A 22,440-nucleotide genomic window follows, 5' to 3' on the forward strand; every position below is an offset into this window, starting at 1 on the left:
TTGTGCCGCCAGCCGGGCTGAAAGACGAGCGCCCGGTGCGATGGTGGCGCTTAGTGAAGCGCCGCGCCGGCCGGCAGCACGGATTCGCCGGTGTCGATCAGGTCCTCGAGAAAGAACGGCTCGGTGTTGAGTTCCTTGGACTCGCCCGGTACGCCCGCGTACCAGGTCACCATGGCCATGTCGCCCAGGACGCGCTGGACGATGCCGCGCGCGCCCTTCGGCACCGCGATATGGGTAGTGCAGACAATCGACCCGACATGCATGATGGTTCCCCACTCTTGAATCTTGAAACCCGGCCCGCTGGGGGCCGGCAAATGCACGATCCGCGCGCTCTCGTCGGAGCGTTGCGCGTAATCCCATTGTTCACGGTTTATCGAAGCACGAAAAGAAGAAGAAGCAGGCGAAGTGCCGCGAATTCGTCGAATGTCTCCAATCAACCACTGCGCCGGGGTAGACGCTTGCCCGCCCGGTTACCCCCATCATACCCTGTCGAATGTGACTGGCCGCCGAATCCCCGGCATCACCGCGGCGCGTACGTGGCGGACGCGCCGGGTGCACCGTGAATCCGGTATCGGGTCACCCGGCAATTTCGCGCGACTGCGATTGCCGAATCACGCGACGCCGTCATCACCTTCCCCCTGCCTCGAACGCAGCCCGCACAGCAACGGTTGCTTGCGCATCGCCCTCCGACCTTCGCCATGCGATGCGCCACCGACTTGTGTTGCATCCGATGCAGGCCTTGCGGTACCTTTGATGCTCATTCGCGTTCAAGCGCATTCCGACACGATGCATCCGCTCACGTCCGCCCTCGCAAAATCCCGGCCGCAGTTCGACTCGCGGCCGCAGGCGTGCGCGCATCCGTCGGTCCTTCCTCCTCCTGTCGCACCGCCGCTCGTCGGCGCCGCGCCGCCCCCTCCGGCGGCACGCGCCGGCTGACCAGCCGGCTTTTCGTTTCGTCTTCCATTCGCCCGCAGGCCCGCATTCGTGCGTCGTGACGTACGGCGTGTTGCTGCGCGCGCGGATGGAACATTCCGATCCGTTCGACAGGTGGATTCACATGGTTTCGTTCAAACGCGCGCTCGCCGCGCACGGCGCAACGTCGCTCTTCGTGCTGCTGTGGAGCAGCGGCGCGATCTTCGCTGAACTCGGGCTACGTCACGCCTCCGCGTTCGTCTTTCTCACCGCACGTTTCGCACTGGCATCGCTCGTGCTGCTCGGGCCGGCCCTCCTGCGCAAGCGCTGGCTGCCGCCGCGCGGCGAACGGCGCATGGCCGCGCTGAGCGGCTTGCTGATGATGGGCGGCTATTCGATCTTCTACCTGCTCGCGCTCGAACGCGGGATCGCGCCGGGCGTGCTCGCGACGATCCTCGGCGTACAGCCGATCCTCACGCTCGCGATCGTCGAGCGGCGCTGGCAGCCCGTGCGCATCGCGGGGCTCGCGCTGTCGCTGGCCGGTCTCGCGCTCGTCGTGTTCCGCGGCACAGGAGACGGCGGCCTGTCACTCGCGGGCATCGCGTGCGCGCTCACCGCGCTCGTCGCGCTGACCGCCGGCTCGTTGCTGCAAAAGCGCGTACGTGCGGCGCCCGCCGACGTGCTGCCGCTGCAGAATGCGATCGGCCTCGCGCTGTGCGTGGCGATCGTGCCGTTCCGGCCGGTGTCGTTCGACCTGAGCTGGGCCTTCGTGATCCCGCTGCTGTGGCTCGGCATCGTGATTTCGGTGATCGCGCAACTGCTGTTCTACCGGTTGATGCAGCGCGGCGATCTCGTCAACGTGACGAGCCTGTTCTATCTCGTGCCCGTCGTCACCACGCTGATGGATGCCGCGTGGCTCGGCAACCGGCCCGAGCCGCTCGCGCTCGCCGGCATGGGCGCGATCATCGCGGGGCTCGCGCTCGTGTTCCGCGCGCCGGCCGCCCGCGTGCAACCCGACCGCGCATGAGCGGGCGTGCCGCCGCGCCCGCGGGGGCGGCGGCACGCATCGGACACATACGACGAATCCGCAAAAATCGAAAGGCGCGAGAAAGATACGCGCAAGGCGTTCGTCTAACTTGCGGGAAAAGTGCGCGATTCACGGGGCTTTCCGCTGATTTTTAATGGTTCGGATAGCGAAAAGCGCTGCCGGTTGCCTATACTCGAGTTGACCGCCCCGCTCGCAATCGGGCCGGAACCATACTAGAAACACCCGGCATGGGGCCGGAGCAAGCGTGCACGCGCCCGCTCCGGTCGACCTTGGAGACACGCATGACGACCTACTTCACGATCGGCGACTTCATCCTGTTGATTCCGATGGCGCTGGCCGGAGCGCTATTTCTCGGCGCGGTGCCGTGCGCAACTGAATTCCGCCATAACCTGCTGCGCGTGCTGGGTGTCATTCTCGGCGTCGGCGTCGCGGTATTGCTCGTCGAAGGCCTGCCTGCGCTGATCTAGCGGCGCACCATCCGTGCGTGACGTGCATCGCTGCACTGCAGCGATGCGATGGGCTGCGCACAAGCCATTGATACGGCAGGCGATGTTTCGCATGCCGTATCGACTCCCGGTCAGATCGCCTGATCGGTGGACGGCTTTTCCCACAGATTGATGCCGCCTTCCGTCGCGTAACGATCGATCTCCGCGAGCTCTTCCGCCGAGAATTCGAGGTTCTTCAATGCGCCGACGTTTTCACGCACCTGCTCCGCGCGGCTCGCGCCGATCAGCGCGGACGTCACGCGGCCGTTGCGCAATACCCAGGCGAGCGCCATCTGCGCGAGGCTCTGCCCGCGCCGTTCGGCGATCGCGTTGAGCTTGCGCACATGGTCGAGGTTGTCCGCGCTCAGGTGATCCTGCTTCAGCGAGCCGCCGCCCGGCTTGTTAACGCGCGCGTCGGCCGGCACGCCGTTCAGGTACTTCGACGTGAGCAGCCCCTGCGCGAGCGGCGTGAACGCAATGCTGCCCGTGCCGATCTCGTCGAGCGTGCCGAGCAGTTCGGTTTCGACCCAGCGATTCAGCAGGTTGTACGACGGCTGGTGGATCAGCAGCGGCACCTTGTACTGCGCGAGCAGCCCGGCCATCTCGCGCGTCTTCGCCGCCGAGTACGACGAAATGCCGATGTAGAGCGCCTTGCCCTGCTGCACGGCGGATGCGAGCGCGCCCGCCGTTTCCTCGAGCGGCGTGTGCGCGTCGAAGCGGTGCGAATAGAAGATGTCGACGTAGTCGAGCCCCATCCGCTGCAGGCTCTGGTCGAGGCTCGCGAGCACGTACTTGCGCGAGCCGCCGCCGCTGCCGTACGGCCCCGGCCACATGTCCCAGCCGGCCTTCGTCGAGATCAGCAACTCGTCGCGATACGGCCGGAAATCTTCCTTCAGCAACCGGCCGAAGTTGGTTTCCGCGCTGCCGTACGGCGGCCCGTAGTTGTTCGCGAGGTCGAAGTGGTTGATGCCGAGGTCGAACGCGGTGCGCAGGATGTCGCGCTGCGTCGAGATCGGCGTCGAGTCGCCGAAGTTGTGCCACAGGCCGAGCGACAGCGCGGGCAGTTTGAGCCCGGATTTGCCGCAGGTGCGGTATTGCATGTCGGCATAACGTTCGGAAGCTGCTTCGTAGGCCATGAGTCGGTTCCGTCAGGACATCGGGAGAAGGGACGCGCGCCGGCCGCGCTTGCGGCGCGGCGGCGGCGAAGGAGTCATACGACGACTATGGTAGCGAAAGCGGCCGGAACGCGCTCGCCGGCGCGACGATGGACGCGGCCGCGGCCGTCGCCTACACTGCGGCGTCTCGAATCACCGTTTCTGCGAGGTTGGTATGTCCCGGGTCATCTCGGTTGCGCTGCTCGTCGGCGGCGTCGTGCTGCTGTATTTCGGCGGCCAGTCGTTCCATTCGATCAACGACAACGTGTCGCGCTTCTTCACCGGTTCGCCCGCGACGAAGACGATCCTGCTGATCGTGGGCGGCGCCGTCGCATCGTTCATCGGCCTGATCGGCCTCGCGATGCCGGGCGGCAAGCGCTGAGCGCGCAGCCGCGCGATGCACGCACGGCCCCGTCATACGCTCGGGCCGCGCCAAACGCAACGGGCGGCCAGGCCGCCCGTTGTTCCATGCATCCGCGATGCGCTGCATCGCGTCATCACCGCGGCCTTGAAGGCCGCCCGCTGCGCGCCTAGAACGGCACTTCCGATTTCGCTGCCGAGCGCGTGCCGGGCACCGGCCGGTTGCTCGCGCCGTGATACGTGTACACGAGCGAGAACTTCACCTGGTCGGAACGGTTCTGCCCGGCCGAATGCAGCGTGTTGCTGTGGAAGAACACGACGTCGCCCGTCTGCAGCGACGGGCACGTGGCCGCATCGATCATCTTCCGGTTCTCCGGCAGGTCGCTGCGGAAGAACTTCGCATCGTCGAACGCCTCGGGCCCGAATTCGGCCGTATGCGACCCCGGTACGAGCCACAGGGCGCCGTTCTCGTTCGTTTCCGGCCCGAGCGCGAGCCACACCGACACCATGTCCGGACGCTCGAACGACCAGTAGCGGAAATCGCGATGCCAGCCGGTCAGGCTGCCGTACGCGGGATGCTTGGTCATCATGCAGTTGTGATGCGCGCGCGACAGCACCGGTTCTTCGCCGAAATACTCGCGCATCCACGCGCCGATTTCGGGTGCGATCGCGCGCTCGGCGAAGGCCGGATCACGCGAGTACGCGTCGAGCAGCCGCCGCACCGTATGCCCGCCCGGCGCATGCTTGGACTCGGGCGCGCCCGGATAGCGCAGGTCCGCCTCGAACTCGATCGGCTCGGCCGCCTCCCGCAACTGGCGCTCCGCGACCTGCCTGAGCGCCGCGCACTGCTCGTCGCTGACGAGGCCACGCGCGACGACGAAGCCGCGCTCGCGCAATTCCGCGACTTGCGCGCGGATCGATTCCGACTGCAATGGAGACGACATGGGATGCCAGACGCTTATTGTGTGAATGTGACGATTGTAAATCGGCGCCGGATGCCGCGAACAGCACCATTGTCGTGCGCAGGGGCATGCCAATCGCGAATTTGATCCGGCTCAAGGGAACTGTGCGGCGCGGCGCCGGCCTCAGCGACAGGCGGTATGCGGCACACGCCTTGTGGCACAAGGGTTTATCGCGACTTTTGCCCGTCATGAATCCCCTGTAGCCTGTCGCGGCCTGTCAATTCTGGCGGGCGCGGCGCGCAGCGGGCTTCGGTAAGATCCGTTGCGCAATCCGAGGCCGTTCATACCAGTGCGCTCCCAAGGGCGCCATCCATACAAGCGAAGCATCGTTCACATGCCATTCCGTCTGACTTCCCGTCTCAGCCGCGCTGCGAAGCGCGTCGTGCCGCCCGCTCCTGCCCGCTCGCTGCGCCATCACCGCGCACGCACGCAGGCGCTGGCCGAGCGCACGCCCGCCCATAGCCGGCTGGACGGCATCCGTGCGTGGTTCCACGCATTTTTCTCGATGATGAGCACGCAAGCGTTCTCGCGCCGTGCCGGCCTGCGCTCGCTGCTGCAGAAGCCGTCGTCGCTGCGCGCGCTCGCGCTGCGCCGCACGCTCGGCCCGCAGCGCCGCGTCAACCGCCCGCGCCGCCTCGCGGCCAGCAACGGCTGGTTCGGGTTCGGCGCACGCTGAGCACACGCCGGCGGGCACCGCCGCGCGACGATCGCCGTCGCGCCGCTGCCCGCGCCGTTGCCCGATCGCCGCGGCGATCGGAACGCATAAAAAAACCCCGGCAATGCCGGGGTTTTTCATTTGAGGCGAACGACGCTTACGCGACGCGTGCCGTCGGCTCGACGCCGGCCGCTTCGGCCAGCGCGAGCGCCTTGTCGGTCGCTTCCCACGAGAATTCCGGCTCTTCGCGGCCGAAGTGACCGTAAGCCGCGGTCTTCTCGTAGATCGGGCGCAGCAGGTCGAGCATCTTGATGATGCCCTTCGGACGCAGGTCGAAATGCTCGCGCACGAGCTTCGTGATCACCGCATCCGACACGCGGCCCGTGCCGAACGTGTTGACCATCACCGAGGTCGGCTCGGCCACGCCGATCGCGTACGACACCTGGATCAGCGCGCGCGACGCGAGGCCGGCGGCGACGATGTTCTTCGCGACGTAGCGGCCTGCGTATGCAGCCGAACGGTCGACCTTCGACGGATCCTTGCCCGAGAACGCGCCACCGCCGTGCGGGGCGGCACCGCCGTACGTGTCGACGATGATCTTGCGGCCGGTCAGGCCGCAGTCGCCCTGCGGGCCACCGATCACGAATCGGCCGGTCGGGTTCACCAGGAACTTGATGTCGCCCTTGATCAGGTCGGCCGGCAGCGTCGGCTTGATGATTTCCTCGATCACGGCTTCGCGCAGCGCCGGCAGCTCGATGTCCGGTGCGTGCTGCGTCGACAGCACGACGGTGTCGATCGAATCGGGCTTGCCGTCGACGTAGCGGACCGTCACCTGCGACTTCGCGTCCGGGCGCAGCCATTGCAGGCGGCCGTCGCGGCGCAGGCTGGCCTGGCGCTCGACGAGGCGGTGCGACAGGTAGATCGGCAGCGGCATCAGTTCCGGCGTTTCATCGCACGCGTAACCGAACATCAGACCCTGGTCGCCCGCGCCCTGGTCGAGGTTGTCGTCGTGTGCGCGATCGACGCCCTGGGCGATGTCCGGCGACTGCTTGTCGTACGCGACGAGCACCGCGCAACCCTTGTAGTCGATGCCGTAGTCGGTGTTGTCGTAGCCGATGCGCTTGATCGTGTCGCGCGCGATCTGGATGTAGTCGATGTTGGCCGTCGTGGTGATTTCACCGGCCAGCACGACGAGACCCGTGTTGCACAGCGTTTCCGCCGCTACGCGGGAATACTTGTCCTGCTCGAGGATGGCATCGAGGATCGCGTCCGAGATTTGGTCCGCGACTTTGTCCGGATGGCCTTCAGAGACGGATTCGGACGTGAAGAGATAATCGTTTGCCACTTTTTCAGGCTCCTGTGTGGTTACGGTTGGTTTCACGTAGCCAGCTTCGTTGGGCCTGAAGCGGCGACGCTTTAGCGGATTACCAGGACCGGGCAGCGCGTGTCACGCTAACCGGCTTCGCCCCGCAAGTTGTCAGTTAACTCGGCGAAGCCCGTATTATAGCGGCTTTCCTGAATTGTCACAGAGCGCCGCCCGTGCTGCATCTTCCGCTGTCTCACCACCCTGTTTGCAAAGCGCCGGCCAGCCGGTCCCACGGAGGTTTCGCATGCTAGGTCGTCTAGCCACGCACCTCGCCATTGGCTTGCTGAAACTGCTCGCCCTGTTGCCGTACGGCCTGACCGCACGGTTCGGCGATGGTCTCGGCTGGCTGCTCTACAAGATCCCCAGCCGGCGAAAGCGCATCGTACACACCAATCTGAAACTCTGCTTCCCTGACTGGAGCGACGAACGCCGCGAGGAAATTGCCGGGCAGCATTTCCGCCATGCGATCCGCAGCTACGTCGAACGCAGCGTGCAGTGGTTCGGCTCGGAGAAAAAGCTCGCGAAGCTGATCCAGGTCGACAGCGCGGTCGACCTCGACGATCCGGACCTGCCGCCGACGCTGTTCCTCGGCCTGCATTTCGTCGGCATCGAGGCCGGCTCGATCTGGCTGAACCGTTCGCTGCATCGCCGCTGCGGGTCGCTCTACCAGCCGTTCTCGAACGCGGTGCTCGAGGAAGAGGCGAAGAAGGCGCGCGGGCGTTTCGACGCCGAGATGGTCGGCCGCGCGGACAGCGCGCGCGTCGTGCTGCGCTGGCTGCGCGACCGCAAGCCGGTGATGCTCGGCGCCGACATGGACTACGGGCTGCGCAATTCGACGTTCGTGCCGTTCTTCGGCGTGCCCGCGTGCACGCTGACGGCGGTCGGCCGGCTCGCGAAGACGGGCCGCGCGCAGGTCGTGCCGTTCATCGGCGAGGTGCTGCCGAACTACAAGGGCTACCGTCTGAAGGTATTCAAGCCGTGGGATCACTACCCGACCGGCGACGACGATCTCGACGCGCGGCGGATGAATGCATTCCTCGAGGAACAGATTCCGCTGCTGCCCGAGCAATACTATTGGGTCCACAAGCGCTTCAAGACGCGCCCGAACGGCGAGCCGAGCCTGTACTGAGCCATGCTCGCGGGCGCGTTCACGTGCGTGCCCGCGCTCTCGCTATCTTGGGCACGCCTTTCGCGCGCGCCTGCCACAAGTCGTAAGCGGATTGCTGGGCGAGCCACAGATCCGCGCGACCGCCGTTCTCCTCGCCAAGCCACGCCTCGATGCGCAACGCCATTTCCGGCGAGATCCCCGCATGACCATGCAGAATGCGCGACAACGCCGCACGCGTGACGCCGAGTTGCGCCGCGGCCTCGGTGACGGTCAGGCCGAATGCCGGCAGCACGTCGTCGCGCAGCGCTTCGCCCGGATGCGGCGGATTGAAGATGCGAGTCATCGCTTGAATCACCTCAGTGGTAGTCCTGGTAATCGACCAGGACGGCATCGGCGCCGTCGAAACTGAACGTCAGACGCCAGTTGCTGCTCACGCTCACCGCGAAATGGCCGTCCAGTCCACGGGCAAGGCCGTGAAACCGCCAGCCCGGCACGTTCATGTCGAGCGGCCGGCTCGCGACGTCGAGACGTGCAAGCTGGCGTCGTAACCTTGGCGCATGGTCGGGCCGGATGCCGGCCTTGTTCCCGCTCGTGAAAAACGCTTCCAGCCCCTTGTGCTGCCACGACTTGATCATGGATCTCCCACGTTCGAGTCGCGATGCCGACAGCATGGCCCATGCGTATAGCCACACTATACGAATCGCTTGATTGCCTTGTCAATTTGACCTGTACGAAAGTACGCGTCCACGCCATCCCGTGTTTTCGCCAAACCCTGCTGGCACCACGACAGGCCCGTCACACCGCATCAATCTGCCCGTCTATCGCACACGCGACCAGTCGACCGATCGACAGATGCGCCCCATTTCGCCCCCACCCGCCCCCGCCCGCGCAGGACGCCCCTGTCGGCTGCATGTATCATTTGCGGTTGAGATCAGCACGACGAACGAGGCCGCCCGGCATGGCGCGGCGTCGCGCGCGCCGCGCTGACCGCTTGTTCGCCATGGAAATCCGGACCCAGTGAAACTCTCGTTCACCAAGATGCACGGCGCGGGCAACGACTTCGTCGTGCTCGACGGCTATTCGCGCGCGTTGCCGCCGCTCACCGAAGCGCAGGTGCGTGCGCTCGCCAACCGCCACTTCGGCATCGGCGCCGACCAGCTGCTGCTCGTCGAGAAACCGACCGTCGACGGCGTCGATTTCAAGTACCGGATCTTCAATTGCGACGGCGGCGAAGTCGAACACTGCGGCAACGGTGCGCGCTGCTTCGTGAAGTTCGTCAGCGACCGCGGCCTGACCGACAAGCGCAGCGTGCGCGTGCAGGTGATGAAGGGCCTGATCACGCTGACGATGCAGGACAACGGCGAAGTCGTCGTCGACATGGGTGCGCCCGTGTTCACGCCGGCGCAGGTGCCGTTCGACGCAGCGGGCCTCGACGGCCGCACCGAGGGGCGCGACACGCTGTGGCCGCTCGACGTCGGCGGTGCGACGCGCTGGATCTCGACGGTCACGATGGGCAACCCGCACGCGGTGCAGGTCGTCGACGATGCCGAAGCGTATCCGGTGCTCGAAGAAGGCCCGCTGATCGAGCACCACGCGCGCTTCCCGGAGCGCGTGAACGCCGGCTTCATGCAGATCGTGTCGCGCAGCGAAGTGAAGCTGCGCGTGTACGAACGCGCGGCGGGCGAGACGCTCGCGTGCGGCACCGGCGCGTGCGCGGCGGTCGCGGCCGGCATCCGGCGCGGCCTGCTCGATTCGCCGGTGACCGTGCACACGCACGGCGGCACGCTGACGATCAGCTGGGACGGCGCGCGCGACGAAGCCGCCGCGCTGATGATGGCCGGGCCCGCCACGACCGTGTTCGAAGGCGAGATCGACCTGCCCGCCTGACCCTGCAACGTCCTTGATAACTGAACGCTCCCGCCACATGAACGATCGCGAAGTCGCCGACTACCTGCTCGCCAATCCCGAATTCTTCGCGCAGCACGCCGAGCTGCTCGCGACGATCCGCCTCGCGAACCCGCACGGCAAGGCCGCGATCTCGCTGCAGGAGCGGCAGATGGAGATGCTGCGCGACAAGAACAAGCATCTCGAGCGCCGGCTCGCCGAACTCGTGCGCTACGGCCACGAGAACGACAGCCTGTCCGCGAAGTTCAGCCGCTGGACCGCACGCGTGATCGCGGAACGCGATCCGTACGCGCTGCCGCGCACGATCGCCGACGGCATCGCCGAAGTCTTCGACGTGCCGCAGACGGCGCTGCGCGTGTGGGATGTCGCCGACACCTACTCGCAAGCCGACTTCGCGCGCCAGGTCGGCGAGGAAGTGCGCCTGTTCACGAACGGGCTGTCGACGCCGTACTGCGGGGCGAACACGGGCTTCGAGGCCGCGCAGTGGCTCGCGCCCGCGGTCGCCGCCCCGGCCGCGAATGCGGCGGAAGGCGCGGAAGCCGCGTCTTCCGCCGGCGACGGCTCGGCCGCATCGGTCGCGCTGCTCGCGCTGCGTGCGCCGCTCGCCGGCAACGATGCGCCCGCGTTCGGCCTGCTCGTGCTCGGCTCGCCCGACCCGCGCCGCTTCCACGACGGGATGGCCACCGACTTCCTCGCGCAGATCGCGACGCTCGCGAGCGCCGCGCTCACGCGCCTGCTGCCGCACTGATCCTGCCGCACGCGATGACAGACGATCCGATCGCCGCCTACCTGTCGAACCTGAAGCACGTCAGGCAGCTGTCGGAACACACGCTGCGCGGCTACACGCACGAACTCGACGAGCTGAAGAAGCTCGCGAACGGCCGGCCGCTCGACGCGCTGACGGCCGCCGACATGCGCGGCGCAGTCGCGCGCGCACATTCGGGCGGGCTGTCCGCCCGGTCGATCTCGCACCGGCTGTCCGCGTGGCGCGCGTTCTACCGCTGGCTCGCGCAGCGCGTCGAGATGCCCGCGAACCCGGTCGCCGCGGTGCGCGCACCGAAACGCGCGAAGACCTTGCCGAAGGCGCTGTCGGTCGACGATGCATCGGCGCTGATGGACGCGCCGCTCGCCAACACGACCGAAGGCATCCGCGATCACGCGATTCTCGAGCTGTTCTATTCGTCGGGGCTGCGCCTTGCCGAGCTGATCGGTCTCGACGTGATGTACACGCAGGCCGACGGCTACCGCTCGACCGGCTGGCTCGACCTCGCCGAAGCCGAAGTCACCGTGCGCGGCAAGGGCAACAAGGAGCGCAAGGTGCCGGTCGGCCGCAAGGCGATCGATGCGCTGAATGCATGGCTCGCGGTGCGCGGCGAATTCGTGAAGCACGATCCGCATCCGCTGTTCGTGTCCGTGCGCGGCAACCGGATGTCGCCGGGCGTCGTGCGCGAGCGCGTGAAGCGCGCGGCACTCACCGCGGGCATCCCCGCCAACGTTCATCCGCACGTGCTGCGCCATTCGTTCGCCACGCACGTGCTGCAGTCGAGCGGCGACCTGCGCGCGGTGCAGGAGCTGCTCGGCCACGCGAGCGTCTCCGCGACGCAGGTCTACACGTCGCTCGACTTCCAGCATCTCGCGAAGATTTACGACAGCGCGCACCCGCGCGCGAAGAAGCGCGACTGACGCGCGTCCCGTGTTACCCGCCGCGCGCGGCGACCGGCCACGGCCGGCTTCGCGCACGGCCCATTTCGATCTCATCATGCAAACCGTCACCCTCAAGCCGTCCAAGGAAAAATCGCTGCTGCGCCGCCATCCGTGGATCTACGCCAATGCGATCGACCGCGTCGACGGCAAGCCCGCGCCCGGCGCGACCGTGATCGTGCGCGCGCACGACGGCCGCTTCCTCGCGCGCGGCGCGTACAGCCCGCAATCGCAGATCCGCGTGCGCGTGTGGAGCTTCGACGAGAACGAGCCGATCGACCACGCGTTCTTCAAGCGCCGCGTGCAGCGCGCGGTCGCGCACCGCACGACGATGGTGTCGGGCACGGGTGCGGTGCGGCTCGTGTTCGGCGAAGCCGACGGGCTGCCGGGGCTGATCGTCGACTATTACGTCGCGGACACCGCCGAAGCCGGCGCCGCGCCGCGCGGCCAGCTCGTCTGCCAGTTCATGGCCGCGGGCGTCGAGGCGTGGAAGGACGCGATCGTGAAGGCGCTCGTCGGCGCGACGGACTGCCCGAACGTGTACGAGCGCTCGGACGTATCGATCCGCGACAAGGAAGGGCTCGAACAGACGACCGGCGTGCTGGCCGGCGATGCGCCGCCCGCGACGCTGATCTCGACCGAAAACGGCGTGCGCTATCACGTCGACGTACCGAACGGCCACAAGACGGGCTTCTACGTCGACCAGCGCGACAACCGCGCGCTGGTGGCGCAGTACGCGGCCGATCGCGACGTGCTGAACTGCTTCTGCTACACGGGCGGCTTCTCGCTCGCCGCGCTCAAGGGCGGCGCGAAGCGTGTCGTATCGATCGACTCGTCGGGCGATGCGCTCGCGCTCGCGCAGCAGAACGTCGTCGCCAACGGCTTCGACGCCGAACGCGCGACCTGGCTCGACGCCGACGCCTTCAAGACGCTGCGCCGCCTCGTCGACGAAGGCGAGCGTTTCGACCTGATCGTGCTCGATCCGCCGAAGTTCGCGCCGACGCGCGACAGCGTCGATCGCGCGGCGCGCGCATACAAGGACATCAACCTGAGCGGCTTCAAGCTGCTGCGTCCGGGCGGCCTGCTGTTCACGTACTCGTGCTCGGGCGCGATCGACATGGACCTGTTCCAGAAGATCGTCGCGGGTGCGGCCGCCGACGCGAAGGTCGACGCGCGCATCCTGAAGCGGCTCGGCGCGGGCGTCGATCACCCGCTGCTCGCCGCCTTCCCGGAAGGCGAATATCTGAAGGGCCTGCTGTTGCAAATCGTCTGATCGCCCCGATCTACGCGCGTAACCGTCCGCCGGCCGCGCGCGTGCGCCCGGCGGATCCGCGCTCCCGCCTGTCGTTCGGACGACGGGCGAGGGCTTGACAGGTATGTTTCAATGGATGGTTGTGCGCCCCGGCTGGCAAAGCCCCGGGCGCGACGCACATCCTGGTTTTGACCCCGATTCACGAACCACAGGCGATTGACATGGCCACTCCCGTCACCATCCTCACCGGCTTCCTCGGCAGCGGCAAGACGACGCTGCTCAAGCGCATCCTGAACGAACAGCACGGCATGAAGATCGCCGTGATCGAGAACGAGTTCGGCGAAGAGAACATCGACAACGAAATCCTCATCCAGGATTCGAACGAGCAGATCATCCAGATGAGCAACGGCTGCATCTGCTGCACGATCCGCGGCGACCTCGCGCGCACGCTCGGCGAGCTCGCCGCGAAGAAGCGCGAAGGCAAGCTCGACTTCGACCGCATCGTGATCGAAACCACCGGCCTCGCGAACCCGGGCCCGGTCGCGCAAACCTTCTTCATCGACAGCGAGATCGCCGACGATTTCCTGCTCGACGCGGTCATCACGCTGGTCGACGCGAAGCACGCGAACGCGCAGCTCGACGAGCACGAAGTCGTGCAGCGCCAGGTCGGTTTCGCCGATCGCCTGTTCATCACGAAGTCGGACCTGGTCGACGACCAGACGGTGGCCGGCCTCAAGCATCGCCTGATGCACATGAACCCGAAGGCCGCGATCAAGGTCGTGAACTTCGGCGAAGCGGACATCAAGGAAATCTTCGACCTGCGCGGCTTCAACCTGAACGCGAAGCTCGAGATCGACCCCGACTTCCTCGCCGAAGACGATCACGCGCACCACCACCACGATCACGACCATGATCACGATCACGCCAGTTGCGACCACGATCACGGTCAATGCGCGCACGATCACGACCACGGCCACCACCATCACCACCACGCGCACCACGACGACAAGATCAAGTCGTTCGTGTACCGCAACGACCGTCCGTTCGACCCGAACAAGCTGGAAGACTTCCTCGGCGGCATCCTGCAGATCTACGGCGAGCGGATGCTGCGCTACAAGGGCGTGCTGTACATGAAGGGCGTCGACCGCAAGGTCGTGTTCCAGGGCGTGCACCAGATGATGGGCAGCGACCTCGCGTCGAAGTGGCTGCCGGTCGAGAAGAAGACCAACAAGATGGTGTTCATCGGCGTCGACCTGCCGCAGGACCTGATCACCGACGGCCTCGACGCCTGCCTCGCCTGACGCGCGCGGGCAACCGCCGCACACGCCGCCGCGAGGCCGCCTCGCAGGCGGCTGCGGCGGCCGCGGGGCGCCCTTTTCGGGCAGGGTTTCGCCGTCATCGCTTTTTCGCGATTTGCGCGTTATATTTTCTAGATATTGGCGCAGCCGACGGGGATCGACCCGATACGGCGCCCGCTTGCGATTCAGTTACAATACGTGCCCGCTGGAGTACGGCAACAAACAGGCCCGGTTCTTGCTGAACCAGTTTTCCGGGCATCGCAACCGCGCCGGATCGCCAATCCGCCTCCCGGCCGCGGCCGATGCGATGTGCCGCGCAGCACACCGGTTCGCAGCGCGCGCAACTCCGCGCCAGGCCTATCCTGGTATTTGAGAACCGGTTTTCCAGAGGCTTTCGGCCCCGCGGCGGCAAATCGCAAATGATTGCAAGGGCGGTTGCGGGTAATCCCAAAGTGCAGGCAATATCTATCGATTTGCCGCACATTGAAGAAGCAAGCAGATGACGAAGAAACTCTTGACCGAAGCCGAAATCCTGAAGATGAGCGACAAGGATTACATGAATGAGGATCAGCTCGCCTTCTTCAAAAATCGGCTCGAACAGTTGCAGGCGGACATCCTCAAGAATGCAGGCCAGACGACCGAGAACCTGCGCGAGACGGTGATCGTGCCCGATCCCGCCGATCGCGCGACGATCGAGGAAGAGCACGCGCTCGAACTGCGTACGCGCGATCGCGAACGCAAGCTCCTCAAGAAGGTTCAGCAGTCGCTCGCCCGCATCGATTCCGGCGATTACGGCTGGTGCGAGGAAACCGGCGAGCCGATCGGCATTCCGCGCCTGCTCGCGCGTCCGACCGCCACGCTGTCGCTCGAAGCGCAAGAGCGCCGTGAGCTGCGCCAGAAGCTGTTCGGCGACTGATCGAGCGGCGTTCCGCTCAGACACGCTGCTTCCCGAAAGCGCGCGGCCTGCCGCGCGCTTTTTGTTTTTCCGGCACCGGTTCCCCGCCGGCCGCCGGCCGCCGATTTGCCCACCCCGCCTCTTGATATCCCGGCGCCCGCCCTAAAATGAAACGGACGCGCGCCGGGCCGCTTCCCGGCGCACTGCGAGTTACGCGGCGGCGCCTCGCGCCCCCCGACTCTTCCCCGTTTTTCTCAAGGAACGCAGATGGAGCAATTTCACGGCACGACCATCGTTTCGGTCCGGCGCGGCGACAAGGTCGCGCTCGGCGGCGACGGCCAGGTAACCCTCGGCAACATCGTCATGAAGGGTGGCGCGCGGAAAGTGCGGCGGATCTACAACAACCAGGTGCTGGTCGGATTCGCGGGCGGCACCGCCGATGCGTTCTCGCTGCTCGACCGCTTCGAGGCGAAGCTCGAGAAGCACCAGGGCAACCTGACCCGTGCGGCCGTCGAGCTCGCGAAGGACTGGCGCACCGACCGGATGCTGCGTCGCCTCGAGGCGATGCTGATCACGGCCGACGCCACCACCACGCTCGTCATCACCGGCAACGGCGACGTGCTCGACCCCGAAGAAGGCATCTGCGCGATCGGCTCGGGCGGTGCGTATGCGCAGGCGGCAGCCCGCGCGCTCGCGGAGAACACCGAGCTGTCGCCGCGCGAGATCGTCGAGAAGTCGCTCGAGATTGCCGGCGACATGTGCATCTACACGAACCACAACCGCATCATCGAAACGATCGAGTAAGGACCGCACCATGAGCACCATGACCCCTGCCGAGATCGTCTCGGAACTCGACAAGCACATCATCGGCCAGGCGAAGGCGAAGAAGGCCGTCGCGGTCGCGCTGCGCAACCGCTGGCGCCGCCAGCAGGTCGCCGACCCGCTGCGCCAGGAAATCACGCCGAAGAACATCCTGATGATCGGGCCGACGGGTGTCGGCAAGACCGAAATCGCACGCCGCCTCGCGAAGCTCGCGGATGCGCCGTTCATCAAGATCGAAGCGACCAAGTTCACCGAAGTCGGCTACGTCGGCCGCGACGTCGACAGCATCGTGCGCGACCTGATCGAGATCTCGGTCAAGCAGACGCGTGAAACCGAGATGCGCAAGGTGCGCAGCAAGGCGACCGACCAGGCGGAAGACCGCATCCTCGATATCCTGCTGCCGCAACCGCGCGCGGTGGGCTTCGGCGGCAACGCCGAGCACGCGAACGACGACAACAACGTGACGCGCCAGACGTTCCGCAAGCGCCTGCGCGAAGGCCAGCTCGACGACAAGGAAGTCGAGCTCGATCTCGAGCAACCGTCGGCCGGCATGGACATCATGGCGCCGCCGGGGATGGAAGAGATGACCGAGCAGATCCGCTCGATGTTCTCGAACCTCGGCAGCGGCAAGAAGCAGCGCCGCAAGGTGAAAATCAAGGAAGCGCTGAAGCTGCTGACCGACGAGGAAGCGGCGAAGATGCTCAACGACGAGGAAGTGAAGACGAAGGCCGTACAGAACGTCGAGCAGAACGGCATCGTGTTCCTCGATGAGATCGACAAGATCACGTCGCGCAACAACGAAGGCAGCGGCGGTGAAGTGTCGCGCCAGGGCGTGCAGCGCGACCTGCTGCCGCTCGTCGAAGGCACGACGGTCAACACGAAGTACGGGATGGTGAAGACCGATCACATCCTGTTCATCGCGAGCGGCGCGTTCCACCTCGCGAAGCCGAGCGACCTGATTCCGGAACTGCAGGGCCGCTTCCCGATCCGCGTCGAGCTCGACTCGCTGTCGGTGAACGATTTCGAGGCGATCCTCGTCGCGACCGACGCAAGCCTCGTCAAGCAGTACCAGGCGCTGCTCGCGACCGAAGACGTGCAGCTCGAATTCGCCGACGACGGCATCCGCCGCCTCGCGGAGATTGCCTATTCGGTCAACGAGAAGACCGAGAACATCGGTGCGCGCCGGCTGTACACGGTGATCGAGAAGCTGCTCGAGGAAGTGTCGTTCTCGGCCGGCAACCATGCGGGCGAATGCGTGACGATCGACGCGAAGTATGTCGATCGCGCACTCGGCGAAGTGGCGCAGGACGAAGACCTGTCGCGCTACGTGCTGTAACGCGCGCGGCGTCGAATGCGAGACGGGTGGCCCGGCGGGCCGCCCGTTTTCATTGGTGCGCCGGGCGGCAGGCAGCCATGCGCCGCCCGTCCGCCTGCGCGATCGCGCGCCGTATCCCGCGGCACGCGTCGTACGGAATCGCCCCCGCCGTGACGACCACGGCGCGGGGCGCCCCGCTTACTGCCGCACAGGCTTCTTCGCGAGCTTGCGCTGCAGCGTGCGGCGATGCATGTTCAGCGCACGCGCGGTCGCTGAAATATTGTTGTTGTTCTCGGCCAGCACGCGCTGGATGTGCTCCCATTCGAGCCGGTCGACCGACAGCACGACCGGATTCTCGAGCGCTTCGTCGGCCTGCACTTCGGTCGCGTTGGTCTGCAGCGCGGCCAGGATCGACTCGACGTTCGCGGGCTTCGCGAGATAGTTGTCGGCGCCTTCCTTCACCGCCTGCACGGCGGTCGCGATGCTCGCGTAGCCGGTCAGCACCAGGATCCGCGCGTCGGGCTGCAGGTCGCACAGCGGCGCGATCAGGCTCAGGCCCGAATCCTCGCCGAGATGCAGGTCGACGGTGATGAACTGGAACTTGCCGCCCGCGGCGAGCCGCAGCGCCGCCTCCTTGTCGTGCGCCTGCTGGACCGCGTAACCGCGCCGCTCGAGGCCGCGCGCGAGCGTGCCCGCGAACACCTCGTTGTCGTCGATCACCAGGAAATTGTTCTCGCTCATGTGGTTTCTCCGTCTACGTGTTGGTTGAGGCGGCCGCTGCCGCGACGCGCACGACCGGCAGCCGCAGCACGGCCCGCGTGCCGCGCGCGGCGGTCGCACCGGCCGGGCGGCTGTCCGGCGTGCCGGTTGTCCGTTCGGCGCCGCGCTGGCCCGCGCGCTGTGCCGATCCCGCCGCGGCGTGACCATTCGCCGCACTGCCCGCCCGCCCGTTGCCGCCCGCCGCGCGCGGCACGACATCGGACAGTTCGATCTCGCCGCCGAGCCGCGCGGCCGCGCTGAACGCGAGATACAGGCCGACCCCGTGCCCGCCCTGCGTGCTGTCGACCGGCATCGCGCCAAGCGACTCGCGCAGCGAGGCCGGAATGCCGGGCCCGTCGTCGCATACCTCGAATTCGATCTTGTCGGCCGCGCCGGCGTGCGCGACCTTCGCGGCCAGCGTCACGCGCTGCGGGCTCGCGCGCGCGGCGTTGTCGAGCAGGATCGTCAGGATCTGGCCGGCCGCGACCGTGTCGTCGAGCGCGACGCCCGCCGGGCGCGCGCCGAGCAATTCGAACTGCACGTGCGGATGCCGCAGGCGCCAGTGCTCGACGAACGTGTCGAGCCAGTCGTCCACCGGCTGGCGGCTCGCGGGCGCGCTCGCGCGGCTGCGCAGGCGCGCCAGCGCCGACGTGCAGAGCGTCATCTGCTCCTCGAGCACCTTCAGGTCGGCCTCGTAGCGGGCCAGCCCCGGATCGTCGCGGGCCGCGTCGCGCAGCTCTTCGGCGAGCATCGCGATCGTCGACAGCGGCGTGCCCATCTCATGCGCGACGGTGGCGGCCTGCACGCCGAGCGCGACCGCCCGCTCGTCGCGCAGCAGGTGCTGCTGCGCCTCGCCGAGCGCCGCATCGCGCTGGCGCAGCGCATTCGACATGCGCGCGACGAACCACGCGATCAGCCCGACGCTGACCATGAAGTTCGCCCACATCCCGGTACGGTAGTAGTCGAACAGGTTCGCGGGATTGTCCATGTTGAGCGGCACCGAGTCGAAGCCGAGCGCCGCGTAGCACGCGACCGCGAACGCCGCGAGCCAGATCATCAGGTGCCACGGCAGCACGGCCGCCGCGATCGCGAGCGAAGGCAGGTACAGCGACACGAACGGATTGGTCGTGCCGCCCGACAGGAACAGCAGCGCGGACAGCGCGCCGAGGTCGACCCACAATTGGCCGAGCAGCTCGAAATTGGTCTCGGGCCGCGCGCGCAGCACGCGCACCCAGGTCAGCGCGTTGAAAACGATTTCGAGCGCGATGACCATCAGCATCGCCGGCAACGGCAGATGCACGCCGAAATAGGTCTGCACGACGCCGATCGTCACGAGCTGGCCGATGATCGCGAGATTGCGGAGCCAGAACAGGTGACTGAGGTTGACGCGCCCGGTGGTGGTGATTCGTTGCATCCGCGCAGTTTACCCGTTTAGCGGGCGGCGCCTCTAGCGGGGCCGGATCGGCACGCGGCGAACGGGACGCCCCACGTGCGCGGCCGATGCGGTCAGCCGGCCGCGCCGGCCATCCGCTGCGCGATCTCGTCGGCCAGGCACTCGGGGCAGCGGCAGCGTGCGCCGGCCGCGGGCGGCGTACCGCCGGGCAAGACCGGCATCGACGCGCACCAGCATTCGAACGGCTGCGTGCGGGCGCCGCAGTCGAAGCTGCGCCCGCAGTGCGGGCAGCGCGCGCGGCGCGGGGCGGAACGGGCGGCGGCGGCGGAATCGGTCATGGCTAAAGCGCTCGAGCGGGCGGGAAGCCGCCCTACGCGACAAGCATAGCGCGGCGAACGGATTTTGCACGCCGGCCGTTCGGCCGAGGGCCATTTCCAATGCACGCGAACCACCTCGCCGCCACCGCCCGCGCAGCACTGCCCGTCGCGCGGCACACATCGCGCCGCGCCATAGCCGGCGGGCCGCCGCGCGCGGTGCGCGGGCCGCGCCGCCGGTGTTCCGGCCCGTCCAAAAACCCGATGCTGCGCTGCGCCACTCCTGTACAATTCGCCGTGTTTCAACCGTTCCCAGCCAGAGCCGCCGCCATGTCCGAGCCCATCGACCTCTCGCAGATCGCCCCCACGCTGAAAGCAGAAATCCTCGCCGAGGCACTGCCGTACATTCGCCGTTACCACGGCAAGACCGTGGTCATCAAATACGGCGGCAACGCGATGACGGAAGAGCGGCTCAAGCAAGGCTTCGCGCGCGACGTGATCCTGCTGAAACTGGTCGGCATCAATCCGGTGATCGTCCACGGCGGCGGTCCGCAGATCGATCACGCACTGAAGAAGATCGGCAAGGCCGGCACCTTCATCCAGGGCATGCGCGTCACCGACGAAGAGACGATGGAAGTCGTCGAATGGGTGCTGGGCGGCGAAGTGCAGCAGGACATCGTGATGCTGATCAACCACTTCGGCGGCCACGCGGTGGGCCTGACGGGCAAGGACGGCGGCCTGATCCACGCGCGCAAGCTGCTGATGCCGGACCGCGACAACCCGGGCCAGTACATCGACATCGGCCAGGTCGGCGAAGTCGAGGCGATCAACCCGGCAGTCGTGAAGGCGCTGCAGGACGACGCGTTCATCCCGGTGATCTCGCCGATCGGCTTCGGTGAAGACGGCCTGTCGTACAACATCAACGCCGACCTCGTCGCGGGCAAGCTCGCCACCGTGCTGAACGCCGAGAAGCTGCTGATGATGACCAACATCCCGGGCGTGATGGACAAGGACGGCAACCTGCTGACCGACCTGTCCGCGCGCGAGATCGATGCGCTGTTCGAAGACGGCACGATCTCCGGCGGCATGCTGCCGAAGATCTCGTCGGCGCTCGACGCCGCGAAGAGCGGCGTGAAGTCGGTGCACATCGTCGACGGCCGGATCGAGCACTCGGTACTGCTGGAAATCCTGACCGAGCAGCCGTTCGGCACGATGATCCGCTCGCATTGAGCAAGCGCAGCAAGACCGCCACACCCGACTTGCCGGCCCCGCTGCGGCGCCGGCGCGTGTCGCGCAGCCGGCCCCGCGCCGGCGCGCCGGTGTGGCTGTTCGATCTCGACAATACCCTTCACCACGCATCGCACGCGATCTTTCCCGAGATCAACCGCGCGATGACGCAGTACATCATCGATGCGCTGCAGGTCGAGCGCGCCGAAGCCGACCGCCTGCGCACCGGCTACACCGAGCGCTACGGCGCCGCGCTGCTCGGCCTCACGCGCCATCATCCGATCGACCCGCACGACTTCCTGCGCGTCGTCCACACGTTTTCCGACCTGCCGGCGATGGTGCGCGCCGAGCGCGGCCTCGCGCGCATCGTCGCCGCGCTGCCGGGCCGCAAGCTGATCCTGACCAACGCGCCGGAGAACTATGCACGCGCGGTGCTGCGCGAGCTGCGCATCGAGCGGCTGTTCGAGCGCGTGATCGCGATCGAGCACATGCGCGACCGCCGCACGTGGCGCGCGAAGCCCGATCACACGATGCTGCGCCGGACGCTGCGCGCCGCGAACGCACGCATGGCCGATGCGATCCTCGTCGAGGATACGCGCGGCCACCTGAAGCGCTACAAGCGTCTCGGCATCGGTACGGTGTGGATCACCGGCCACCTGCCCGGCCATCTGCCGGTTACCGGACGCCCGCACTATGTCGACCAGCGCATTCGTTCGTTAAAATCGCTGCGACTGGGCACACGATCGGGGCGACAAAAATGCAGCCGACTTACCCGCAGGACCAAGCCGTAAAGGAAGACCAGGCCACATCGTCCCGCGCGCGCCCGAAACCGGGCGAGCGGCGCGTGATGATCCTGCAGACGCTCGCGGCGATGCTCGAGGCGCCGAAACCCGAGAAAATCACGACGGCCGCGCTCGCAGCCCGGCTCGACGTGTCGGAAGCCGCGCTGTACCGGCACTTCACCAGCAAGGCGAAGATGTACGAAGGGCTGATCGAGTTCATCGAGCAGGCGCTGTTCGGGCTCGTGAACCAGATCGTCGCGAAGGAGCCGAACGGCGTGCAGCAGGCGCGCACGATCGCGCTGACGATGCTCAACTTCGCCGCCAAGAACCCCGGCATGACACGCGTGCTGACCGGCGAAGCGCTGGTCGGCGAGGACGAGCGGCTCACCGAGCGCGTGAACCAGTTGCTCGACCGCATCGAGGCGACCGTCAAGCAGTGCCTGCGCGTCGCGCGCACGGAGGCGAACGCGCCGCAGGACGGCGCGACGCCGTTCGTACTGCCGGCCGACTACGATCCGGCCGCCCGCGCGAGCCTGCTCGTCAGCTACGTGATCGGCCGATGGCACCGCTTCGCGAAGGGCGGGTTCCAGAAACCGCCCGGCGAACAGGCCGATGCGCATCTGCGGCTGATCCTGCAGTGAGATGACGCGGGCGCGGCGGCTCCGCCCGCGCCCCGAATCCGCGCGCCGCGATTTCCGCTATACTTTGCCGACTGTCGCCCCTCGGG

Annotated in this window: 25 protein-coding genes; 16 read left to right on the forward strand and 9 right to left on the reverse strand. The window is 67.0% G+C overall.

All coding sequences use genetic code 11. The features are described 5' to 3' along the window. Window positions 1-50 precede the first annotated feature (50 nt). A complete protein-coding gene (locus tag CFB40_RS16885; protein WP_011353523.1) occupies window positions 51-263 on the reverse strand; it encodes a hypothetical protein in 213 nt (70 codons plus the stop codon). A gap of 794 nt (window positions 264-1,057) precedes the next feature. Between CFB40_RS16885 and CFB40_RS16895 the strand changes: the two genes are divergently transcribed. After that, entirely contained in the window at window positions 1,058-1,939 is an 882-nt protein-coding gene (locus tag CFB40_RS16895) for a DMT family transporter (RefSeq protein WP_089431902.1), read from the forward strand. A gap of 302 nt (window positions 1,940-2,241) precedes the next feature. Further along, window positions 2,242-2,427, forward strand: coding sequence for a hypothetical protein (locus CFB40_RS16900; RefSeq protein ID WP_011353526.1), 186 nt, complete (start codon window positions 2,242-2,244; stop codon window positions 2,425-2,427). A gap of 110 nt (window positions 2,428-2,537) precedes the next feature. On the opposite strand, the gene mgrA is transcribed toward CFB40_RS16900, so the two are convergent. Then, the gene (mgrA, locus tag CFB40_RS16905) at window positions 2,538-3,581 is read right to left on the reverse strand and encodes an L-glyceraldehyde 3-phosphate reductase (protein ID WP_089426561.1); all 1,044 of its coding nucleotides are present in this window, start codon (window positions 3,579-3,581) and stop codon (window positions 2,538-2,540) included. Between the two features lie 193 nt (window positions 3,582-3,774). On the opposite strand from mgrA, the gene CFB40_RS16910 reads away from it, so the two are divergent. Next, a complete protein-coding gene (locus tag CFB40_RS16910; protein ID WP_011353528.1) occupies window positions 3,775-3,981 on the forward strand; it encodes a DUF3185 family protein in 207 nt (68 codons plus the stop codon). A 148-nt stretch (window positions 3,982-4,129) separates the two neighbouring features. Here the strand turns inward: CFB40_RS16910 and CFB40_RS16915 are convergent, their stop codons facing one another. Continuing rightward, the gene (locus CFB40_RS16915) at window positions 4,130-4,903 is read right to left on the reverse strand and encodes a phytanoyl-CoA dioxygenase family protein (RefSeq protein WP_089431836.1); all 774 of its coding nucleotides are present in this window, start codon (window positions 4,901-4,903) and stop codon (window positions 4,130-4,132) included. Between the two features lie 352 nt (window positions 4,904-5,255). Between CFB40_RS16915 and CFB40_RS16920 the strand changes: the two genes are divergently transcribed. After that, window positions 5,256-5,597, forward strand: a complete 342-nt coding sequence (locus CFB40_RS16920) for a hypothetical protein (RefSeq protein WP_089426563.1) — start codon at window positions 5,256-5,258, stop codon at window positions 5,595-5,597. A 136-nt stretch (window positions 5,598-5,733) separates the two neighbouring features. Here the strand turns inward: CFB40_RS16920 and metK are convergent, their stop codons facing one another. After that, window positions 5,734-6,921: a methionine adenosyltransferase gene (gene metK, locus CFB40_RS16925; protein WP_006482984.1), complete on the reverse strand. Its 1,188-nt coding sequence runs from the start codon at window positions 6,919-6,921 to the stop codon at window positions 5,734-5,736. 265 nt (window positions 6,922-7,186) lie between these two features. On the opposite strand from metK, the gene lpxL reads away from it, so the two are divergent. After that, entirely contained in the window at window positions 7,187-8,071 is an 885-nt protein-coding gene (lpxL, locus tag CFB40_RS16930) for a lauroyl acyltransferase LpxL (protein ID WP_089426564.1), read from the forward strand. 19 nt (window positions 8,072-8,090) lie between these two features. On the opposite strand, the gene CFB40_RS16935 is transcribed toward lpxL, so the two are convergent. Continuing rightward, window positions 8,091-8,393 (reverse strand): HigA family addiction module antitoxin, encoded by a 303-nt coding sequence (locus CFB40_RS16935; protein ID WP_046544200.1) that lies wholly within the window; start codon window positions 8,391-8,393, stop codon window positions 8,091-8,093. 13 nt (window positions 8,394-8,406) lie between these two features. After that, a complete protein-coding gene (locus CFB40_RS16940; protein ID WP_089431837.1) occupies window positions 8,407-8,685 on the reverse strand; it encodes a type II toxin-antitoxin system RelE/ParE family toxin in 279 nt (92 codons plus the stop codon). A gap of 382 nt (window positions 8,686-9,067) precedes the next feature. Between CFB40_RS16940 and dapF the strand changes: the two genes are divergently transcribed. From dapF to hslU, 8 genes are all read left to right on the forward strand, one after another. Further along, window positions 9,068-9,937 (forward strand): diaminopimelate epimerase, encoded by an 870-nt coding sequence (gene dapF / locus CFB40_RS16945; protein WP_089426566.1) that lies wholly within the window; start codon window positions 9,068-9,070, stop codon window positions 9,935-9,937. Window positions 9,938-9,974: 37 nt separating this feature from the next. Then, window positions 9,975-10,703 carry a DUF484 family protein gene (locus CFB40_RS16950; RefSeq protein ID WP_089426567.1) on the forward strand — a complete coding sequence of 243 codons (729 nt, stop codon included), beginning with the start codon at window positions 9,975-9,977 and terminating at the stop codon, window positions 10,701-10,703. A gap of 14 nt (window positions 10,704-10,717) precedes the next feature. Then, on the forward strand, window positions 10,718-11,638 hold the full coding sequence (xerC, locus tag CFB40_RS16955; protein ID WP_089426568.1) for a tyrosine recombinase XerC: 921 nt from the start codon (window positions 10,718-10,720) through the stop codon (window positions 11,636-11,638). 76 nt (window positions 11,639-11,714) lie between these two features. After that, entirely contained in the window at window positions 11,715-12,929 is a 1,215-nt protein-coding gene (locus CFB40_RS16960; protein WP_089426569.1) for a class I SAM-dependent rRNA methyltransferase, read from the forward strand. A 200-nt stretch (window positions 12,930-13,129) separates the two neighbouring features. Continuing rightward, a complete protein-coding gene (locus CFB40_RS16965) occupies window positions 13,130-14,209 on the forward strand; it encodes a CobW family GTP-binding protein (RefSeq protein ID WP_089431838.1) in 1,080 nt (359 codons plus the stop codon). Window positions 14,210-14,705: 496 nt separating this feature from the next. Beyond that, a complete protein-coding gene (dksA, locus tag CFB40_RS16975; protein WP_006477498.1) occupies window positions 14,706-15,122 on the forward strand; it encodes an RNA polymerase-binding protein DksA in 417 nt (138 codons plus the stop codon). A gap of 246 nt (window positions 15,123-15,368) precedes the next feature. Beyond that, the gene (hslV, locus tag CFB40_RS16980) at window positions 15,369-15,905 is read left to right on the forward strand and encodes an ATP-dependent protease subunit HslV (RefSeq protein WP_011353540.1); all 537 of its coding nucleotides are present in this window, start codon (window positions 15,369-15,371) and stop codon (window positions 15,903-15,905) included. A 10-nt stretch (window positions 15,906-15,915) separates the two neighbouring features. Then, on the forward strand, window positions 15,916-17,259 hold the full coding sequence (gene hslU, locus CFB40_RS16985; RefSeq protein ID WP_089426571.1) for an ATP-dependent protease ATPase subunit HslU: 1,344 nt from the start codon (window positions 15,916-15,918) through the stop codon (window positions 17,257-17,259). 177 nt (window positions 17,260-17,436) lie between these two features. Here hslU and CFB40_RS16990 read toward each other — a convergent pair whose 3' ends face one another. The 3 genes from CFB40_RS16990 to CFB40_RS17000 all read right to left on the reverse strand — a co-directional run bounded on the left by CFB40_RS16990 (window position 17,437) and on the right by CFB40_RS17000 (window position 19,728). Next, window positions 17,437-17,979 carry a response regulator transcription factor gene (locus tag CFB40_RS16990; RefSeq protein WP_021156278.1) on the reverse strand — a complete coding sequence of 181 codons (543 nt, stop codon included), beginning with the start codon at window positions 17,977-17,979 and terminating at the stop codon, window positions 17,437-17,439. A 13-nt stretch (window positions 17,980-17,992) separates the two neighbouring features. Continuing rightward, a complete protein-coding gene (locus tag CFB40_RS16995; RefSeq protein WP_089431839.1) occupies window positions 17,993-19,411 on the reverse strand; it encodes an ATP-binding protein in 1,419 nt (472 codons plus the stop codon). 92 nt (window positions 19,412-19,503) lie between these two features. Beyond that, on the reverse strand, window positions 19,504-19,728 hold the full coding sequence (locus CFB40_RS17000; protein ID WP_089431840.1) for a cysteine-rich CWC family protein: 225 nt from the start codon (window positions 19,726-19,728) through the stop codon (window positions 19,504-19,506). Between the two features lie 306 nt (window positions 19,729-20,034). On the opposite strand from CFB40_RS17000, the gene argB reads away from it, so the two are divergent. The 3 genes from argB to slmA are packed head-to-tail and all read left to right on the forward strand — an operon-like array spanning window position 20,035 to window position 22,354. Further along, window positions 20,035-20,934: an acetylglutamate kinase gene (argB, locus tag CFB40_RS17010; protein WP_006490510.1), complete on the forward strand. Its 900-nt coding sequence runs from the start codon at window positions 20,035-20,037 to the stop codon at window positions 20,932-20,934. Beyond that, entirely contained in the window at window positions 20,931-21,722 is a 792-nt protein-coding gene (locus CFB40_RS17015; protein ID WP_089426575.1) for a pyrimidine 5'-nucleotidase, read from the forward strand. Before argB ends, CFB40_RS17015 begins: the two co-directional genes overlap by 4 nt. Next, window positions 21,689-22,354, forward strand: coding sequence for a nucleoid occlusion factor SlmA (gene slmA, locus CFB40_RS17020; RefSeq protein ID WP_089431841.1), 666 nt, complete (start codon window positions 21,689-21,691; stop codon window positions 22,352-22,354). Before CFB40_RS17015 ends, slmA begins: the two co-directional genes overlap by 34 nt. Window positions 22,355-22,440 lie beyond the last annotated feature (86 nt).

The organism is Burkholderia sp. AU31652 (assembly GCF_002223155.1).
In the GTDB taxonomy this organism is placed as follows: Bacteria; Pseudomonadota; Gammaproteobacteria; order Burkholderiales; family Burkholderiaceae; genus Burkholderia.